The organism is Streptomyces aurantiaciflavus, from assembly GCF_049808595.1.
In the GTDB taxonomy this organism is placed as follows: Bacteria; Actinomycetota; Actinomycetes; order Streptomycetales; family Streptomycetaceae; genus Streptomyces.
In genome coordinates, this window is sequence record NZ_JBNCAQ010000004.1 from 203,168 (window position 1) to 220,255 (window position 17,088).

Consider the following 17,088-nt stretch of genomic DNA (forward strand, 5'->3'; position numbering starts at 1 on the left):
CGGCCCGCCCCCCCTCTCTGTGTGTCTCTTGCGTCCCTACTGCCCCGACTGCGGGTCCAGGGGGTTCTCAGGTGGTGTCACCGGGGGCGACGGGGAATTGCTGGGCGACGGCGCCTCCGAGCTCGGCTCGTTCGACGGCTCCTCCGACGTCGGCGTGTTGGACGGGGTCACCGGGGGCTTCGGGGACTTGCTGGGCGTCGGCGCCTCCGAGCTCGGCTCGTTCGACGGCTCCTTCGACTGCGACGGCGACGGGCTGGCCGAGCGGCTCGGCTGGACCGCGGCGCCCTGGGTGGTGTCCAGGTCGAACTTGGTGACCTTGGTGGAGACGCCGAAGGTGTACGCCGCCCAGATCTGCGCCGGGAAGCCACCGCCGTTGACGCGGCCGTCGTCGCCGGTCAGGCCGGTCGTCGCGCCGGTCAGGGTGACCTGCGGGTGCGGGGGCTTGGCGGATTCGCCGAACAGGCCGACCGAGGTGACCAGGTCGGGGGTGTAGGCGGTGAACCAGGCCGACTTGTTGTTGTCGGAGGTGCCGGTCTTGCCCGCGACCTTCTGGCCCTTGCGCAGGGGGTTGTCCCGCACGGACTTCTTGGCCGTACCGTCGTCGACCACGCCCGTGAGCACCGAGGTGACCGTGTCGGCGGCCTCGCGGCTGATGACCTCCTCGCCGATGGACTGGGCCGGCTTCACCGTGTGGGCGCTGTTCTCCGCCGACTTGATGAGGGTCGGGGTGACCTTCTTGCCGTGGTTGTCGAGGGTGGCGTAGACGCCGGCCATCTGCAGCGGGCTCGCGCCCATGGTGCCGAGGGTCTGGGCGGGCACCGCCTTCAGGTCCTCGGTGTCCATGCCGAGGTCGCTCGCGGTCTTCAGCACCTTGTCCATGCCGACGTCGACGCCCATCTGCGCGAAGACGGAGTTGATGGACTTGTTCATCGCGGTCTGGACGGTGACGTCGCCGTAGTCGACGTCGTCCTCGTTCTCCGGGGCGAAGCCGATGTCGCTGCCGACGACCGGGCGCTTGCTGGTGCCGTCGTAGAGCGTGTTCGCGCTGATCTTCTCGCCGTCCTGCGTCTCGGCGCCCTGGGCGAGGGCGGCGGCGAGGATCACCGGCTTGAAGGTGGAGGCGGGCTGGTAGTCGGTGCGGGTGGCGTTGTTCGTGTAGTGCTCGACGTAGTTCACGCCGCCGTACATCGCCACGACCGCGCCGGTCTTCGGGTCCACGGAGGCGGCGCCGGCCTGGACGTCGCCGTCGACCGAGCGCTTCTTCTTGTCCAGCTTGCTGGTCAGCTGCTCCTTGACGGAGGCCTCCAGCGCCTTCTGCTTCTTCTTGTCGATGTTGAGGGTGATGTTCCAGCCACCGGCGTTGACCATCGCCTCGGCTTCCTTGCGGCTGTCCGCGACGCCCTGTGAGACGAGCTGCTTCTCCAGCTCGCTGTTGGCCGCGTCCACCAGGTAGCCGACCTGGCCCTCCTGCCCGGGGGCCGCCTTGGGCTCCTTGGGCACCGGGAACGTCATGCCGGCGCGCTCGGCCTTCGTCAGCCAGCCCTCCTCGACCATGTTGTTCAGGACGTAGTTCCAGCGCTGCTGGACCAGCTTCCTGCCGGTGTCGGAGGCGGCGTGCCAGTCGTACTGGCTGGGGGCCTGGAGCAGCGCGGCGAGATAGGCGCCCTGGGCGACGTTGAGCTTCTCGGCGTCGACGCGGTAGTAGGCCTGGGCGGCGGCCTGGATGCCGTAGGCGCCGCGGCCGTAGTAGCTGGTGTTGATGTAGCCGGCCAGGATGTAGTCCTTGGACTCCTCCCGGTCCAGCTTCAGCGAGATGACCAGTTCCTTCAGCTTGCGCGTGACGGTCTGTTCCTGCGTCAGGTAGTAGTTCTTGACGTACTGCTGGGTGATCGTCGAACCGCCCTGCGCGCCCTTGCCCATGAGGGTGTTGAGGATGCCGCGCGCGGTGCCCCTCAGGTCGACGCCGGCGTCGTCGTAGAAGCTCTTGTTCTCGGCGGCCACGAAGGTGTGCTGGACCGGCTTCGGGACCTTCGCCAGGTCCACGTTCTCGCGGTTGAGCTTGCCGTCGCGGGTCAGCAGCGAGCCGTCGCTGTACTTGTAGACGTTGCTCTGCAGTTGGGCGTCGGCGTTCGCGTTGTCGGGGATCGGCGTCGTGATGTACAGCGCGACGAAGGCGCCGATGGTGAGCACGACGAGGCCGAGGAAGGTGCCGAGCATCTTCTTCCAGGTGAAGAGCCTGCGGATGCGGCCCTTCTCGCTCTTGGCGCCCTTGGCGCCCTTCTTCGCGCTCCTGCGGGCCGCCGCGCGGCCGCCGGTCACGGCGGCGGCCGTCGTCTCCTCGGCCGTCGACACCGACTCGTTGCGCGAGGCGGGAGCCGCCGCCCGCGACGAACGGTTCTTGGGCGCCGCGCGGCGGCCACCGCGCTGTCGCGCTCGTCTCTCGTCCGCTCGTCCCATGAGTCCGCTCGCTCCGCTTCCTACTCGGCAGTCACACCAGTGCCCGGTGGCAGGTCAGCTCAGAAAGCTAACACCGCTGTCTATGACGAAGGGTTCTCGATCCGGCTCTGGGCGGGCGTGAGAATCAGCACCTCGCTCGGCGGAACCGGCACACCGTCCCACCGGAATCGACGTTCGAAAGGGCCCGAGGGTTGCCATCACCCGATAAAGTGATATCACTTAGCTAGACCGAAGCTAACGCCGCGAGAGAACGACTCGCGAGAAACGGGGGACCCTCATGTCCACACACGACCCGCACGGCCCGCAGAACCCGCCGGTGACCCCGGGCGCCTCCGCCGATGTCGACGTTCCCGAGATGCCCGCCCCGCGGGTGCACGAGTTCCCCGCGCGCAGCGTGGGCGGCGGGCTCGCGCTGCTGCTCGGCCTGGTCGGACTGCTGGCCGGTGTCGGGCTGATCGCGGCCGGCGCGGCGGCGGTGTCGGGCCCCGCGAAGGCCGCGGTGATCGTCGTCGGCATCCTGGTCGCCCCGGGCGCGTTCCTCTCGATGTGCGGGCTGAACATGGTGGCGCCGGGCGAGGCCCGCGTGGTCCAGCTCTTCGGGCGCTACCGCGGCACCATCCGCGAGGACGGCCTGCGCTGGGTCAACCCGTTCACCTCCCGCCAGAAGATCTCCACCCGCGTCCGCAACCACGAGACGGCGGTCCTGAAGGTCAACGACGCCTACGGCAACCCGATCGAGCTCGCCGCGGTCGTGGTCTGGAAGGTCCAGGACACCGCGCAGGCCACCTTCGAGGTGGACGACTACTTCGAGTTCGTCTCCACCCAGACCGAGGCGGCCGTGCGGCACATCGCCATCGAGTACCCGTACGACGCCCACGACGAGGACGGGCTCTCGCTGCGGGGCAACGCCGAGGAGATCACCGAGAAGCTCGCCGCCGAGCTGCACGCGCGCGTGGAGGCGGCCGGTGTGCGGATCATCGAGTCCCGCTTCACCCACCTCGCCTACGCTCCTGAGATCGCCTCCGCGATGCTCCAGCGGCAGCAGGCGGGCGCGGTGGTCGCGGCGCGGCGGGAGATCGTGGACGGCGCGGTCGGCATGGTGGAGGCGGCGCTCAACCGGATCGCCGAGCAGGACATCGTGGAACTGGACGAGGAACGGAAGGCGGCGATGGTGTCCAACCTGATGGTGGTGCTGTGCGGGGACCGGGCTCCCCAGCCCGTGCTGAACACGGGGACGCTCTACCAGTGACCTCGCCCGCGGATCCTTCGGAGGGCTCTGCACCCAGGCGGCGGCCGCAGCAGCGCAAGCAGGTGCTGCTGCGGCTCGATCCGCTGGTGTACGACGCGTTGGCCCGGTGGGCCTCGGACGAGCTGCGGTCGGCGAACGCGCAGATCGAGTTCCTGTTGCGCAAGGCACTGAAGGAGACGGGGAGACTGCCCGGCGAGGCCGGCCCGATACCGCGCCGCGGCCGTCCGCCGGGCGGCTCGGGCCCCAGACCCCCGGCGTCCTGAACGGCCTGGCCCGCGGGCTCCCCACGGCGGGCCGGACACACCCGGCCACCCCTGTAGCAGTCCTGTGACAATCGCCCCCCACCTGCGGCGCCCCACCCCGCGCCACCGACTCCACACTCGGCGTATACATCCGGCGTATACACGGTGTGTAGAGTCCCCTCCATGTCCATCGGTCACACTCTCCTGGGACTCCTGGAGTCCGGGCCCCGCCACGGTTACGACCTGAAGCGGGCCTTCGACGAGAAGTTCGGTCACGACCGGCCCCTGCACTACGGCCAGGTCTACTCGACGATGTCCCGGCTGCTGAAGAACGGGCTCGTCGCAGTCGACGGCATCGAGGCCGGCGGCGGCCCGGAGCGGAAGCGGTACGCCATCACCGACGCCGGGATCACCGATGTCGCCCGCTGGCTCGCCACGCCCGAGAAGCCCGAGCCGTACCTGCAGTCGACGCTCTACACCAAGGTCGTCCTCGCGCTGCTCACCCACCGCGACGCGGCCGACATCCTCGACACGCAGCGCTCGGAGCATCTGCGCAGCATGCGCATCCTCACCGACCGCAAGCGCAAGGGCGACCTCGCCGACCAGCTGATCTGTGACCACGCCCTGTTCCACCTCGAGGCCGACCTGCGCTGGCTGGAACTGACCGCCGCGCGCCTCGACAAGCTCCGAGAGGCGGTGACCGCGTGACCGCTCCCGCGGGATCCCTGCTGGCCGCCGACGACCTGCGCAAGGCGTACGGGCCGACGATGGCCCTGGACGGCGCCGAGTTCTCCATCCACCCCGGCGAGGTCGTCGCCGTGATGGGCCCCTCCGGGTCCGGCAAGTCCACGTTGCTGCACTGTCTCGCGGGGATCGTGAGGCCCGACTCGGGCTCGATCCTCTACGACGGGCAGGAGCTCGCGACGATGAGCGACGCGGGGCGCAGCGCGCTGCGGCGCTCGGAATTCGGGTTCGTGTTCCAGTTCGGGCAGCTCGTGCCGGAGCTGACCTGCGTGGAGAACGTGGCGCTGCCGCTGCGGCTGAACGGCACCCCGCGCAAGCAGGCCGAGCGGACCGCGCTGGCCTGGATGGAGCGGCTGGAGGTCGACGACCTGGGCAAGAAGCGGCCGGGTGAGGTCTCCGGCGGACAGGGACAGCGGGTGGCCGTGGCCCGGTCGCTGGTCACGAGCCCGCGGGTGGTGTTCGCCGACGAGCCGACCGGCGCGCTGGACTCGCTCAACGGCGAGCGCGTGATGGAGCTGCTCACCGAGGCGGCCCGGTCGGCCAACGCCGCCGTGGTGCTGGTGACGCACGAGGCGCGGGTGGCCGCCTACTCCGACCGCGAGATCGTCGTACGGGACGGGAAGTCGCGGGACATGGAGCGGGTCATATGAAACTGCGCAGGGGGCACCTCCCGCGCGAGCGAAGCCGAGCGTGGGGGCCGCTCCGGGACCTGGGCATGGGGGCCAGGTTCGCCTTCGCCGGCGGACGCGAGGGGTGGGCGCGGATGCTGCTCACCGCCGTCGGCGTGGGGCTCGGCGTGGCGCTGTTGCTGCTCACCACCGCGATCCCGAACGCGCTGTCCGTCCGGCACGACCGGGAGGAGGCGCGCACGGACGTCACGTACAACAACAAGAAGATCCCGAAGGCGGACGACACGCTTCTGGTCGCCGACGTCGGGACGACCTTCCGCGACAAGGAGGTGCGCGGGCGGGACGTTCAGCCCGAGGGGCCCCGGGCGCCCCTGCCGCCGGGTGTCGCGAAGTACCCGGCGGTGGGCGAGATGGTGGTCTCCCCCGCGCTGAAGCGGCTGCTGGAATCCGACGACGGGAAGCTCCTGCGGGAGCGGCTGCCGCAACGGATCATCGGCACCATCGGCGAGTCCGGCCTGATCGGCTCCCAGGAGCTCACCTTCTTCCGCGGCACCGACAAGCTGGTGCTCTCGGACGACACCTACCGGGTCGCCCGCATCGACCGGTTCGGTGACCCGAATCCGACCAAGCAGGAAATGGATCCCGTCCTTCTCCTGCTGATCCTCGTGGTGTTCGTGGTGCTGCTGATGCCGGTCGGCGTCTTCATCGCCGCGGCTGTGCGGTTCGGCGGCGAGCGACGCGACCGGCGGCTCGCGGCCCTCAGGCTGGTGGGCTCCGACAGCCGGATGACCCGGCGGATCGCCGCGGGCGAGGCCCTCGCGGGAGCAGTGCTGGGCCTGGTCTTCGGCACGGTCTTCTTCCTGATCGGCCGGGAGGCCGCCGGCTCCATGGAGCTTCAGGACACCAGCGTGTTCCCCAGCTACCTGAACCCCTCCCCCACGCTGGCCCTGCTGGTCGCGGTGGCGGTTCCGGCCGCCGCCGTCCTGGTCACCCTGTTCGCCCTGCGGGGCGTGGTGATCGAGCCGCTCGGCGTGGTGCGTACGGCGAAGCCCCCGAAGCGCCGGCTGTGGTGGCGGCTGCTGCTGCCGCTGGGCGGGATCGGGATGCTCTACCCGATGATCGGCAACGGCCGGGACAACGGGGACTTCAACCAGTACCTGGTCATCGGTGGCGTCCTGCTGCTGCTCGTCGGGGTCACCGCGCTGCTGCCCTGGGCCGTGGAGGCGGTCGTCACCCGGCTGGGATCGGGCGGGGTCGCCTGGCAACTGGCCATCCGTCGGCTGCAGCTGAGCAGCGGCACGGCCGCCCGCATGGTCAACGGCATCGCGGTCGCGGTGGCGGGCGCCATCGCGCTGCAGATGCTGTTCTCCGGGGTGCAGGACCAGTACACCAAGGAGTCCGACAACGACCTCAGCCTCGCCCAGATGCAGGTGAGCACACCGGACGGGATGCCGCTCGCCAAGGCGGCGGCCGCGTACGAGACGACGAAGGGCGTGCGGAAGGTCTACGCCTTCGGCGAGAGCTTCGTCGGCGACCGGCGCAAGGGCCCGGAACACTTCTCCCAGGTCACCATCGCCGACTGCGCGTCCCTGCGTGAGGTGGCCTCCCTGCCCTCGTGCGAGGACGGTGACACCTTCGTCCTGCGGGGCGGCGACTACGAGGAGGAGTCGTCCGGTATGGCGAAGCCCGGCTCGACTGCGTGGTTCGACCCGATCGAAGGCGACGGTGACGAGAAGCCGACCGCCTGGACGCTGCCGGCGGACATGAAGCAGGCGCAGGCCGTCGAGGACCCGAGCGGGATGAAGCGCGGCGGCTTCCTGCTGACGCCGAAGGCGGTGCCCGCGGGGGCCGAGCGGGGAGTCACCGGGCAGATGTACCTCGCTCTCGACCAGGCGGTGGCGGACGCACCCGAGTACGTACGCAACACGGCCCAGCGGCTGGACCCGCTCACCGAACCGATGATGTGGGTGTCCAGCACGCGCGCGGAGTCCTTCGACAAGATCCGCACCGGCCTCTTCGTCGGCGCCACCTGCGTACTGGCGCTGATCGGCGCGAGCCTGCTGGTGTCGCAGCTGGAGCAGTTGCGCGAGCGCCGCAAGCTGCTGTCGTCGCTGGTCGCCTTCGGTACCCGGCGCCGCACGCTGAGCCTGTCGGTGCTGTGGCAGACGGCGATCCCGATCGGTCTGGGCCTGGCACTGGCCGCGGCGGTCGGCCTGACGCTGGGCACGGTGCTGCTGAAGATGACCGACACGCCGGTGAGTGTGGACTGGGCGAGCGTGCTGTCGATGACCGGCATCGGCGCCGCCGTCGTCCTGGCGGTGACGCTGCTCAGCCTGCCGCCGCTGCTGCGGCTGATGCGGCCGGACGGCCTGCGCACCGAGTGAGCCGAGGGCCCCTCCCGCTGACGCCGGGAGGGGCCCTCGTCCGCTTCAGAGGCTGTACTCCTTCACCACCCGCCGTACCTGGGCGAAGAGCATGCCCACGTTCACCGACTTGCGGCACACGACCACCGCGACGACGTCCTGCTGCTCGGTCATCCTCACGAACAGGTGGGTGAGGTTGTCGCTGTTGACGAGGATCTCCTGGAAGAAGTGGTTGTCACTGCTGCTCCCGCGCCGCTCCTTGAAGACGTCCTCGATCATCACGACCGTACGGCCCTGGAACAGGTCGAGGGTCGCGCCCGCCAGCAGGTCCAGGACCTCCGGCGGGTGGTTGTCGACGGTCTCGTAGGACAGGAGCATGCCCGTCGACATGTCGACGACGCCGGAGGCGACGCAGTCGGGGGCATCCGTGCGGAGCGATTTGACCAGGCCCATCACCTGGTCGGAGAAACCCGGGGTCATACGCTTCGTCGCCATCCCTTCAGACTCCCTCGACCGCCTTCTCGGACATGGCGGCCCTCTCGCAGTTCTCGAAGTTCTCGAAGTTCTCGTGGTTCTCGTACTTCTCGTTCTCCTCGGCCCTCCCGGTGAGGATCAGGTCGATGCGGCGCAGGGCCGGCTGGGTCGCCGTGTGCAGACGGTCCACGTCCATGCCCTCGTCGCCGAGCACGACCATGAGCGCCGTGTCGCCGACCGCGTAGAAGGCGGCGCAGCCGTGGCTGCCGTACGTCACCGTCCGGTGCAGGGCGCCGCGGTCGGTCGCCTCGGCGGTGCGGCGGGCGAGGCCGAGGCCGGCCGCGGCGAGGGCGGCGAGGCCCTCGGGGTCGATGGAGTCGGCGGTGTCGGCGGCGATCAGCAGCCCGTCGGCCGCCGCGACCGCGGTGTCGGTGATACCGGTCACCTGCTCGCGCAGGCCGCGCATTTCCCGCGCGAGGGCTTGATGGTCCATGAGTGCAACTCCCCTGTCTATATGACCGTCTGTCGTCTGTGGGGGCATTTCACGTGGGGGAATTCAGCGGGGTTTCGAAGGAAGGCCGGGGATTTCACTTCCCCGTCGGATTGCGCAGGCGGAAGAACTCCTTCCAGCTCGTCCCGTTCCGTTCACCGCCGATCGCCTCGGTGATGCCGCTGGCACCGGGCCTGCGGCGGGGCAGGGCGGCCGGTTCCGGAGGCAGGCCGATCGGCGGGGGCGGTGGCGGGGCGGGTTCCCGCGGACGGACCGCGGCCCCGTCGGGCGGTGACCGCACCGGGATAGGGGCGGGCGCGCCGGAGCACTCCAGGAGCCCTTCACCGAGCATCCGGGCTACCTCGACGGTGACGGTGTAGACCCCGCGCCCGGTGAGGAAGGCGAGGTCACGGGCGGTGCGCCGGCCGTCGGCGTGGCCGAGCAGCTCGCGCCGCAGCGCGGTCAGACGGTCGGCCGCGAGGGAGAGCGGAGCAGGAGCGGGGCGTTCCCGCTCCGGGCGTACGGGACACGGCAGCGCCAGCAGCGCGTTGAGCTTGCGGGCCGCGTCCTGCAGGAGCCGGGTGGGAGGTTCGCCCACGGCGACCCCGGCGGGCGGCGGTTCGGCGGCCGGACCGCGTTCGCAGCCGTCGACGCTGCCCGCGACGACCGCGAACGCGGCATCCTGGAGGGCCATCGCGCAGACGACCCTGAGCTGCGCGGCCCCGGTGTAGCCGTGGGCGATGAGCCCAGCGGCCGGCCAGCGCGCCCCGCCCGACTCGCGGACCAGGCCGGCCCACTCCTCCCCGCCGATCCGCCCGGAGCGCAGCAGCAGCGCCTCCGGTCCGGGCGCGCCCGGCGACTCGACGGCGACGACCAGACCGCCGCGCAGATGGACGGTGCCCCCGGGCGAGCCGGACACCCGCACTTCCCCGGTGAAGCCGTCTCGCCCGCACGCGGCCAGGTCGCGTGCCAGCAGCTCGTAGCCCGACATCACTCCCCTTGGCCTGTCGCACATACGCCTGACGCGTAGCGCTGAGGAGGGAATGTGTATCAGCCGGGGCGCATATTCCAGCGGCGGATTTCCGACCTGCTCTCAGCTGACGGAAGTTGCTCCGCCGATGCAGCCAATTCTCTTTGTTCGGCGCTCATTTGACCGATCGACCGACCTCAGTCGTCACCGCTGAGCACGCGCACCGGCAAGGGCCCCAGCGCCTCCCGCAGGGCCTCCGCGAGCTCCCGGTACTCCGCTCCACGTGCCGCGCCCGTGCGCATGGCGAGGGCGATCCGGCGGGCGGGCGCGGGGTCGGCGAAGGACCCGGTGAGCAGCTGGGTGGAGCGGCTGGTCTCGACGGTGACGGCGGTGCGCGGCAGCAGCGTGCAGCCGAGTCCGCCGGCGACGAGCTGGACGAGCGTGGAGAGCCCGGCGGCGGTCGTGGTCACCGGCGCGCCCTCCCGTCGCCCACCACCGCCCTCGGCCGAGGGGCTTCGCCCCGCCCCGCTGATTCCTCTCCCCGCCTCGCGACAGATGTCGAGCGCCTGGTCGCGCAGGCAGTGCCCCTCGTCCAGGAGCAGCAGGTTGAGCTCCTTGAGGGCCTCGCGCGCGATGCCCTCCCGGCCGCCGAGCCAGTGGTCGAGAGGGGTCACGAGCACGAAGTCCTCGTCGAACAGCGGGAGTTCGGTCACCCCGGGCACGCCGAGCGGCACGGCGAGCAGCAGCAGGTCGAGTCGCCCGCTGTTCAGGCCGTCGATGAGACTGGCGGTCTGCTCCTCATGGACCTGGAGGTCGAGGTGCGGGTAGCGGTCGTGGGCCAGGCGCAGGACGGTGGGCAGGAGATACGGCGCGACGGTCGGGATGACCCCGAGCCGCAGCACCCCGGTGAACGGCGCCCGTACCGCCTCGGCCTCCTCCATCAGCGCCCCGACCTCCTCCAGCACCGCCTTGGCCCGTACGGCGAGCCGCTCGCCGGCCGGGGAGAGCAGCACCTTGCGGGTCGTACGTTCGAGCAGGGTCACGCCGAGCGTCTCCTCCAGGGCGGAGACGGCGCCGGACAGCGCTGGCTGGCTCATGCCGATGGCGGCGGCCGCGTCCCGGAAGTGCAGATGCTCGGCGACGGCCGCGAAGGCGCGCAGCTGGGCCAGACTGGGCAGCCGCCGCTTGGCGCCGACGCCAACGCCGACCCCCACTCCGCCGGTCGCCGCGGCGGCCTTGGCGCCTTTGACGCCCCCGGCACCCTTGGCGTCGACATCACTCACGGTCACTGATAGCTACCTCCGATCAACCTGACTGAGTGTAGTGATTTCTGCAATCAATGCACCCTGTGCCAGCATCGGGAAGGACCAACCCATGGGAAGTGTCCGCGATCCGGACGCTTCTTCGCTGCAAGGAGAGCGTGTGCTCACTGTCGGTGACAAGTTCCCCGAGTTCGAACTGACCGCCTGTGTCTCGCTGGAGAAGGGCAAGGAGTTCGAGCAGATCCACCACAAGTCCTACGAGGGCAAGTGGCTGGTGGTCTTCGCGTGGCCCAAGGACTTCACCTTCGTCTGCCCCACCGAGATCGCCGCGTTCGGCAAGCTGAACGACGAGTTCGCCGACCGCGACGCGCAGATCCTCGGCTTCTCCGGTGACTCCGAGTTCGTCCACCACGCCTGGCGCAAGGACCACCCGGACCTGACGGACCTGCCGTTCCCGATGATGGCCGACTCCAAGCACGAGCTGATGCGCGACCTCGGCATCGAGGGCGAGGACGGCTTCGCGCAGCGCGCCGTCTTCGTCGTCGACCCGAACCGCGAGATCCAGTTCACGATGGTCACCGCGGGCTCCGTCGGCCGCAACCCCAAGGAGGTCCTGCGGGTCCTCGACGCCCTGCAGACCGACGAGCTGTGCCCGTGCAACTGGACCAAGGGCGAGGACACCCTCGACCCGGTCAAGCTGCTGGCCGGGGAGTGAGCTGACATGTCCCTCGACTCCCTCAAGTCCGCCCTACCGGACTACGCCAAGGACCTGAAGCTCAACCTGGGCTCGGTCATCGGCAACTCCGACCTTCCCGCACAGCAGCTGTGGGGCACCGTGCTGGCGACCGCGATCGCCTCGCGCTCCCCCATCGTCCTGCGCGAGCTGGAGCCGGAGGCGAAGGCGAACCTCTCGCCGGAGGCGTACACGGCCGCGAAGTCCGCTGCCGCGGTGATGGCGATGAACAACGTCTTCTACCGCACCCGGCACCTGCTGTCGGACCACGAGTACGGCAACCTGCGGGCGGGGCTGCGGATGAACGTCATCGGCAACCCCGGGGTCGACAAGGTCGACTTCGAGCTGTGGTCGTTCGCCGTGTCCGCCATCAACGGCTGCGGGATGTGCCTGGACTCGCACGAGCAGGTGCTGCGCAAGGCGGGTGTCGAGCGTGAGGTGATCCAGGAGGCGTTCAAGATCGCCTCGGTGATTCAGGCGGTGGGTGTGACGCTGGACGCGGAGGCGGTTCTCGCCGAGTAGCTCCGGTCACCACGGGCCCCGTTCGCCTTCCGGGCGAGCGGGGCCCAACCGTTTCCTCCGCCCCCGCGCTCACGACGGCGGGGCGTCCGAAGGCCCCGCCTCCGAAGGCGCGCTCACCGGTGCCACCTCCGCCGCCGTAGCCCCCCTCGGCCGCGGAGCGATCCGCGCCGCCGGCTCCCGCGAGTACGCGTGCAGATAGGCCACCACCGTGTTCGTCACCGCCACCAGCGGCACGGCGACCACCGCACCCCCGATGCCCGCGACCATCCCCCCGGAGGCCACCGCCAGCACCACCGCCAGCGGATGGACGCGCACGGCCCGGCCGAGGATGAACGGCTGGAGGATGTGCCCCTCGATCTGCTGCACGGCAAGGACGACGACCAGGGTCATCACGGCACTGAAGACGCCCTGCGTCACCAGCGCGACGACGACCGCCAGCGCCCCGGAGGCCACCGCGCCGACGAGCGGGATGAACGAGAAAAGGAAGATGAAGACGGCGAGCGGGACGGCCATCGGGACGTCGAGGAAGTAGATGCCGAGACCGATGAAGATCGCGTCGATCAGGGCGACGATCACCGTGCCCCGCACGTACGCCGTGAGCGTCGCCCACGCGCGCGGCCCCGCGCCCGCCACGCCCGGCCGGGCGGCGGCCGGGACCAGCTTCAGGAACCACTGCCAGATGCGCTTGCCGTCGTAGAGCAGGAACAGCGTGGAGAAGAAGGCCAGCAGGATGCCGGTGAGGGCCTCGACGACGACGGTGACGCCCTCCAGGCCCGCCGAGGTGATCTCGTCGGTGTTGGCGCCGACCGCCTCCCGCAGGTTCTTGGCGATGGCGTTGATCTGCTTGTCGGTGACGTGGAAGGGGCTGTTGAGCAGCCACCGTCGCAGGTCCTCGATGCCGTCCTGGACCTGGTCGGAGAGATTGTCGATGTTCTCCATGACCTGCCAGGTCACGAACCAGCCCATGAGGCCGATGACGACGAACCCGAGGATCGCCGTCAGCGCGGTCGCGGGCCCCCGGGGCACGCCCAGGCGCTTGAGGCGGGCGACGGTGGGTTCCAGCAGGGCGGTCAGCAGCAGCGCCACCACGAAGGCCAGGACGACGAGTTGGACGGCGCTGATGACCTTCATCAGGACCCAGACGGTCCCGGCGAGCACCAGCAGCCGCCAGCCGGCCTCGGCGGCGACCCGGACACCCCAGGGCACGACCTGCGCGGGGTCGGGGCGCGGGCCGGGAGGCGGAAGTTCCTCGGCGGGTACGGCGGTGATGTCGGGCGGTGCCGGTTCGGGGTCGGTGCCTTCGGCGGCCTCCCGCCGGACCGCGGCGCGCCGCTCGTCGAGCCGCTCCCCCATCTCGGTCAGCCCGGCACCGAGCCGGCCGAGCCACCCTGGCACTCGCGACATGATCCGTCCTCTTCCCCCGTCGCTCCCCACCACTCCCCCTGGAGTCGTCGGCTTACGACCGTACAGGGCGAAAGCCCCACCCCGTAGGACGGGGAGGGGCTGCGCCGGGGTTGAGCGGCCACGGCGGCGCCGGCTCAGTAGGAGCCGTTGGCCTGCCAGTAGGCCCAGGCGTCGCAGGGGCTGCCGTACCGCTCGTTCATGTAGTTCAGGCCCCACTTGATCTGGGTGGCCGGGTTGGTCCGCCAGTCGACGCCCGCGGACGACATCTTCGAGCCGGGGTACGCCTGAACGAGACCGTAGGCGCCGGAAGAGGGGTTGACCGCCCGGTAGTTCCAGGTGGACTCGTGGTCCACGATGTTGCTGAAGCACTGGAACTGGCCGGCGGGCACGATCTGACGTGCCATGGCCTGGACCTCGGCGACGCTGTACGACGACTGCTGGGGGAAGCTGCCGACGTCGCCGGCCGAGGCGCTGGCGGCCTTGGTCTCCGCCTCCTGGCGGTCCTTGGCGGCCTGGCGGTCCTTGGCGGCCTGCGCCGCCTTGTCGGCGGCCTCCTTCTGTTTGGCCACCGCGTCCTGGGCCGCCTGCTTGCGGGCCGCTTCCTCCGCGGTCTTCCTGGCGGTGGCGTCCGCGGCGATGGCCTGGGCGTCGGCCTGCTGGGTCAGCGAGGCGGTCTGCACCTGGGCCTGTTGGCCCGCGGGTAAGTCAGCGAGGAGGTTCGAGTCGTTCGCGGTCGCCTCGGCGTCACCTGCGGGCTGGGCGGTGCCGGCCTGGGCGACTCCCATGACAGCGCCGACCGTGGTGACCGCGGTGGCCGAGGCCACGGCGAATCCCCGGGCCGATATCCGGCTCACACGGCTTCCTTACTACTGGGTCGTCAGATGAAAGGAGGTGCGGCCTCGGCCGCGGGGGCTCAGTACCAGTGGTTGGCCTGCCAGAACGACCAGGCGTCACACGGGCTGCCGTACCGCTCGTTCATGTAGTTCAGGCCCCACTTGATCTGGGTGGCCGGGTTGGTCTGCCAGTCGGAACCCGCGGAGGAGTACTTGGAGGCGGGGAGAGCCTGGAAGAGGCCGTAGGCGCCGGAGGAGGCGTTGACCGCGTGGTAGTTCCAGCTGGACTCGTGGTCCACGATGTTGCTGAAGCACTGGAACTGGCCGCTGGGGACCATCTGCGAGGCCATCGCCTGGATCTGCGCGATGCTGTAGGAGCTCTGGATCGGGAAGTCGGAGGCGCTGCGGCTCGCCGCGGCCTTGGCCTCGGCGCGCTCCTTGGCCTCCTTGGCCGCCTTCTCGGCGGCTTCCTTCTTCGCGACCGCGGTCTTGGCGGCGGCCAGGCGGGCCGCTTCCTCGGCGTCCTTCTTGGCGCTCTCGTCCGCGGCGATCGCCTGTGCGCTGGCCTGCTGCGTCAGGGAGGCGGTCTGCACCTGGGCCTGCTGGCCGACGGGGATGTCCGCGAGGAGCGTCGCGTCGCTGGCCTTCGTCTCTGCGTCGTTGGTCTGTGCGGTGCTGCCCGAGGCAACGCCGACGACACTTCCGACAGCGGTGACCGCGGTGGCCGAGGCCACTGCGAATCCCCGGACCGAGATCCGGCTCACACGGTTTTCCTTCCAGCATCGCCCGCTTCGGTGACCCTGGCGGACGCAATCGTGCCCCTGGCACTGGCCTCCCCATTGATGGGTCACGGGAAGCGCGGGCCCGGTGGGCAACTCCCGCGAAGGGAGCGCCGCGTGGTGCTCGGGCGGCATACGACGGAGGTATGGAGTTGGCGGTGGTGCTTTTGTGGTGCCGTACCGCTGGGGGTACAGGTGTGTCGTATGCGGGGCCTGACAGGAGTGAGACTATTCCGTAACCCGACGCCACAGAGCAATTCCCAGTTGCGTGTGAAAGCTCACATCCGGTTTGACCCCGGGGATTTCATCGTTCGAGCACACGGGAAGGCGCCGCCCGGCTAGGCTCACAGCCTTTGCCGGACGGCGCCGACTACCGCGTAACCCCGCTGAACTTGGTCGGGACGGTCAGATCTGCCCGTCCTCCAGCATTTCGGTCACAAGGGCCGCGATCTGGGACCTCTCGGACCGGTTCAGGGTGACGTGCGCGAAGAGCGGATGCCCCTTCAGTTTCTCCACGACGGCGACGACACCGTCGTATCGACCGACCCGCAAATTGTCCCTTTGCGCCACATCGTGGGTCAGAACAACCCGTGAATTGGCGCCGATTCGGGACAGAACGGTCAGCAGGACGTTCCGTTCCAGCGACTGGGCCTCGTCCACGATCACGAACGCGTCGTGGAGCGAGCGGCCGCGGATGTGGGTGAGCGGGAGGACCTCCAGCATGCCGCGGGCGGTGACCTCCTCGATGACCTCACGGCTGGTGACCGCCGACAGCGTGTCGAACACCGCCTGCGCCCAAGGGCTCATCTTCTCGGCCTCGGAGCCCGGCAGATAGCCCAGCTCCTGCCCGCCCACCGCGTACAGCGGCCGGAAGACCATCACCTTCTGGTGCTGGCGGCGCTCCAGGACCGCCTCGAGCCCGGCGCACAGCGCGAGCGCCGACTTGCCGGTGCCGGCCCGGCCGCCCATGGACACGATCCCGACGTCCGGGTCGAGCAGCAGGTCCAGCGCGATGCGCTGCTCGGCGCTGCGGCCCTTGATGCCGAAGGCCTCGCGATCGCCGCGTACGAGACGGACGTTGCCCTCGGGCGTCACCCGGCCCAGCGCCTTGCCGCGCTCGGACTGGATGGTCAGGCCGGTGTGCACGGGGAGGTCGGAGACCTCCGGGACGTACACGTGTCCTTCCTCGAAGAGGATGTCCACCTGCTCACCCGACAGGGTCAGTTCGGACATTCCGGTCCAGCCGGAGGCGTCCGTGATGGCGAGCTCGGCACGGTACTCCTCGGCGAGGAGCCCGACCGAGGACGCCTTGATCCTGAGCGGGAGGTCCTTCGACACGACGGTGACGTCGAACCCCTCGGCCTGCAGGTTGCGGGCGACCGCGAGGATGCGGGAGTCGTTGTCCCCCAGGCGGTAGCCGGTCGGCAGAACGCTGGGGTCCGAGTGGTTGAGCTCGACACGTACGGTCCCGCCGAGTTCCCCGATCGGGATGGGGGCGTCGAGGCGGCCGTACTTCACCCGGTAGTCGTCGAGCAGGCGCAGGGCCTGCCGGGCGAAGTAGCCGAGTTCGGGATGGTGCCGCTTCGCCTCCAGCTCCGTGACCACGACGATGGGGAGCACGACCTCGTGCTCGTCGAAGCGGGTCAGGGCGTTCGGGTCGGCCAGCAGGACGCTGGTGTCGAGAACGTAGGTGCGCCGGTCTGGCTTGTGGCGCTTTGTGCTGGTCACCACGGAAGGACGTACCCCCTCGGATGAGGTCGGGGAGCGACGGAGTGGAGCTGGACCGGAATTCGGCGCCCTGCACGGGCCGAAAACCGGCCCTCCGCTGCGTCCGTGCTGACCGCACGATCGGGCTGGTGCAAAGGGCCTCCCGGGCGGACGGCCCCGTGCCGTCCGCTGAGATCCGACACCCGTGGTTCGGGCGTCGACCTGCTTGG

At 70.1% G+C, this 17,088-nt stretch carries 16 protein-coding genes; 7 read left to right on the top strand and 9 right to left on the bottom strand.

Going from position 1 to position 17,088, the window contains the following annotated elements; genetic code table 11:
* Positions 1 to 36 precede the first annotated feature (36 nt).
* Positions 37 to 2,457: a transglycosylase domain-containing protein gene (locus ACPT94_RS05900; protein WP_425245269.1), complete on the bottom strand. Its 2,421-nt coding sequence runs from the start codon at positions 2,455 to 2,457 to the stop codon at positions 37 to 39.
* Positions 2,458 to 2,734: 277 nt separating this feature from the next.
* Between ACPT94_RS05900 and ACPT94_RS05905 the strand changes: the two genes are divergently transcribed.
* From ACPT94_RS05905 to ACPT94_RS05925, 5 genes are all read left to right on the top strand, one after another.
* Entirely contained in the window at positions 2,735 to 3,706 is a 972-nt protein-coding gene (locus ACPT94_RS05905; protein WP_425245270.1) for an SPFH domain-containing protein, read from the top strand.
* Positions 3,703 to 3,969, top strand: a complete 267-nt coding sequence (locus tag ACPT94_RS05910) for a type II toxin-antitoxin system antitoxin (RefSeq protein ID WP_360348742.1) — start codon at positions 3,703 to 3,705, stop codon at positions 3,967 to 3,969. The genes ACPT94_RS05905 and ACPT94_RS05910 overlap by 4 nt, the downstream gene beginning before the upstream one ends.
* 162 nt (positions 3,970 to 4,131) lie before the next feature.
* Positions 4,132 to 4,656, top strand: coding sequence for a PadR family transcriptional regulator (locus ACPT94_RS05915; RefSeq protein ID WP_360348745.1), 525 nt, complete (start codon positions 4,132 to 4,134; stop codon positions 4,654 to 4,656).
* Positions 4,653 to 5,342, top strand: coding sequence for an ABC transporter ATP-binding protein (locus tag ACPT94_RS05920; protein WP_360348748.1), 690 nt, complete (start codon positions 4,653 to 4,655; stop codon positions 5,340 to 5,342). Before ACPT94_RS05915 ends, ACPT94_RS05920 begins: the two co-directional genes overlap by 4 nt.
* A gap of 65 nt (positions 5,343 to 5,407) precedes the next feature.
* Complete coding sequence (locus ACPT94_RS05925; protein WP_360348751.1) at positions 5,408 to 7,705, top strand: ABC transporter permease; 2,298 nt, start codon at positions 5,408 to 5,410, stop codon at positions 7,703 to 7,705.
* Between the two features lie 45 nt (positions 7,706 to 7,750).
* On the opposite strand, the gene ACPT94_RS05930 is transcribed toward ACPT94_RS05925, so the two are convergent.
* The 4 genes from ACPT94_RS05930 to ACPT94_RS05945 form a co-directional block, all read right to left on the bottom strand.
* Complete coding sequence (locus ACPT94_RS05930) at positions 7,751 to 8,179, bottom strand: hypothetical protein (RefSeq protein ID WP_360348754.1); 429 nt, start codon at positions 8,177 to 8,179, stop codon at positions 7,751 to 7,753.
* Positions 8,180 to 8,183: 4 nt separating this feature from the next.
* Positions 8,184 to 8,651, bottom strand: coding sequence for a roadblock/LC7 domain-containing protein (locus tag ACPT94_RS05935; protein WP_360348757.1), 468 nt, complete (start codon positions 8,649 to 8,651; stop codon positions 8,184 to 8,186).
* Positions 8,652 to 8,745: 94 nt separating this feature from the next.
* Positions 8,746 to 9,639 carry a MarR family transcriptional regulator gene (locus ACPT94_RS05940; protein ID WP_360348760.1) on the bottom strand — a complete coding sequence of 298 codons (894 nt, stop codon included), beginning with the start codon at positions 9,637 to 9,639 and terminating at the stop codon, positions 8,746 to 8,748.
* Positions 9,640 to 9,815: 176 nt separating this feature from the next.
* Positions 9,816 to 10,832: a LysR substrate-binding domain-containing protein gene (locus tag ACPT94_RS05945; protein WP_360348886.1), complete on the bottom strand. Its 1,017-nt coding sequence runs from the start codon at positions 10,830 to 10,832 to the stop codon at positions 9,816 to 9,818.
* A gap of 208 nt (positions 10,833 to 11,040) precedes the next feature.
* On the opposite strand from ACPT94_RS05945, the gene ACPT94_RS05950 reads away from it, so the two are divergent.
* Positions 11,041 to 11,595, top strand: a complete 555-nt coding sequence (locus ACPT94_RS05950; RefSeq protein ID WP_264936690.1) for a peroxiredoxin — start codon at positions 11,041 to 11,043, stop codon at positions 11,593 to 11,595.
* A 6-nt stretch (positions 11,596 to 11,601) separates the two neighbouring features.
* Complete coding sequence (locus ACPT94_RS05955) at positions 11,602 to 12,135, top strand: alkyl hydroperoxide reductase (protein ID WP_360348764.1); 534 nt, start codon at positions 11,602 to 11,604, stop codon at positions 12,133 to 12,135.
* Between the two features lie 69 nt (positions 12,136 to 12,204).
* Here the strand turns inward: ACPT94_RS05955 and ACPT94_RS05960 are convergent, their stop codons facing one another.
* From ACPT94_RS05960 to phoH2, 4 genes are all read right to left on the bottom strand, one after another.
* A complete protein-coding gene (locus ACPT94_RS05960; RefSeq protein WP_360348767.1) occupies positions 12,205 to 13,539 on the bottom strand; it encodes an AI-2E family transporter in 1,335 nt (444 codons plus the stop codon).
* Between the two features lie 134 nt (positions 13,540 to 13,673).
* Positions 13,674 to 14,393 (bottom strand): aggregation-promoting factor C-terminal-like domain-containing protein, encoded by a 720-nt coding sequence (locus tag ACPT94_RS05965; protein WP_425245271.1) that lies wholly within the window; start codon positions 14,391 to 14,393, stop codon positions 13,674 to 13,676.
* Positions 14,394 to 14,452: 59 nt separating this feature from the next.
* Positions 14,453 to 15,136, bottom strand: a complete 684-nt coding sequence (locus ACPT94_RS05970) for an aggregation-promoting factor C-terminal-like domain-containing protein (RefSeq protein ID WP_360348773.1) — start codon at positions 15,134 to 15,136, stop codon at positions 14,453 to 14,455.
* A 420-nt stretch (positions 15,137 to 15,556) separates the two neighbouring features.
* The gene (gene phoH2, locus ACPT94_RS05975; RefSeq protein ID WP_360348776.1) at positions 15,557 to 16,882 is read right to left on the bottom strand and encodes an RNA 5'-3' helicase PhoH2; all 1,326 of its coding nucleotides are present in this window, start codon (positions 16,880 to 16,882) and stop codon (positions 15,557 to 15,559) included.
* Positions 16,883 to 17,088: the final 206 nt, after the last annotated feature.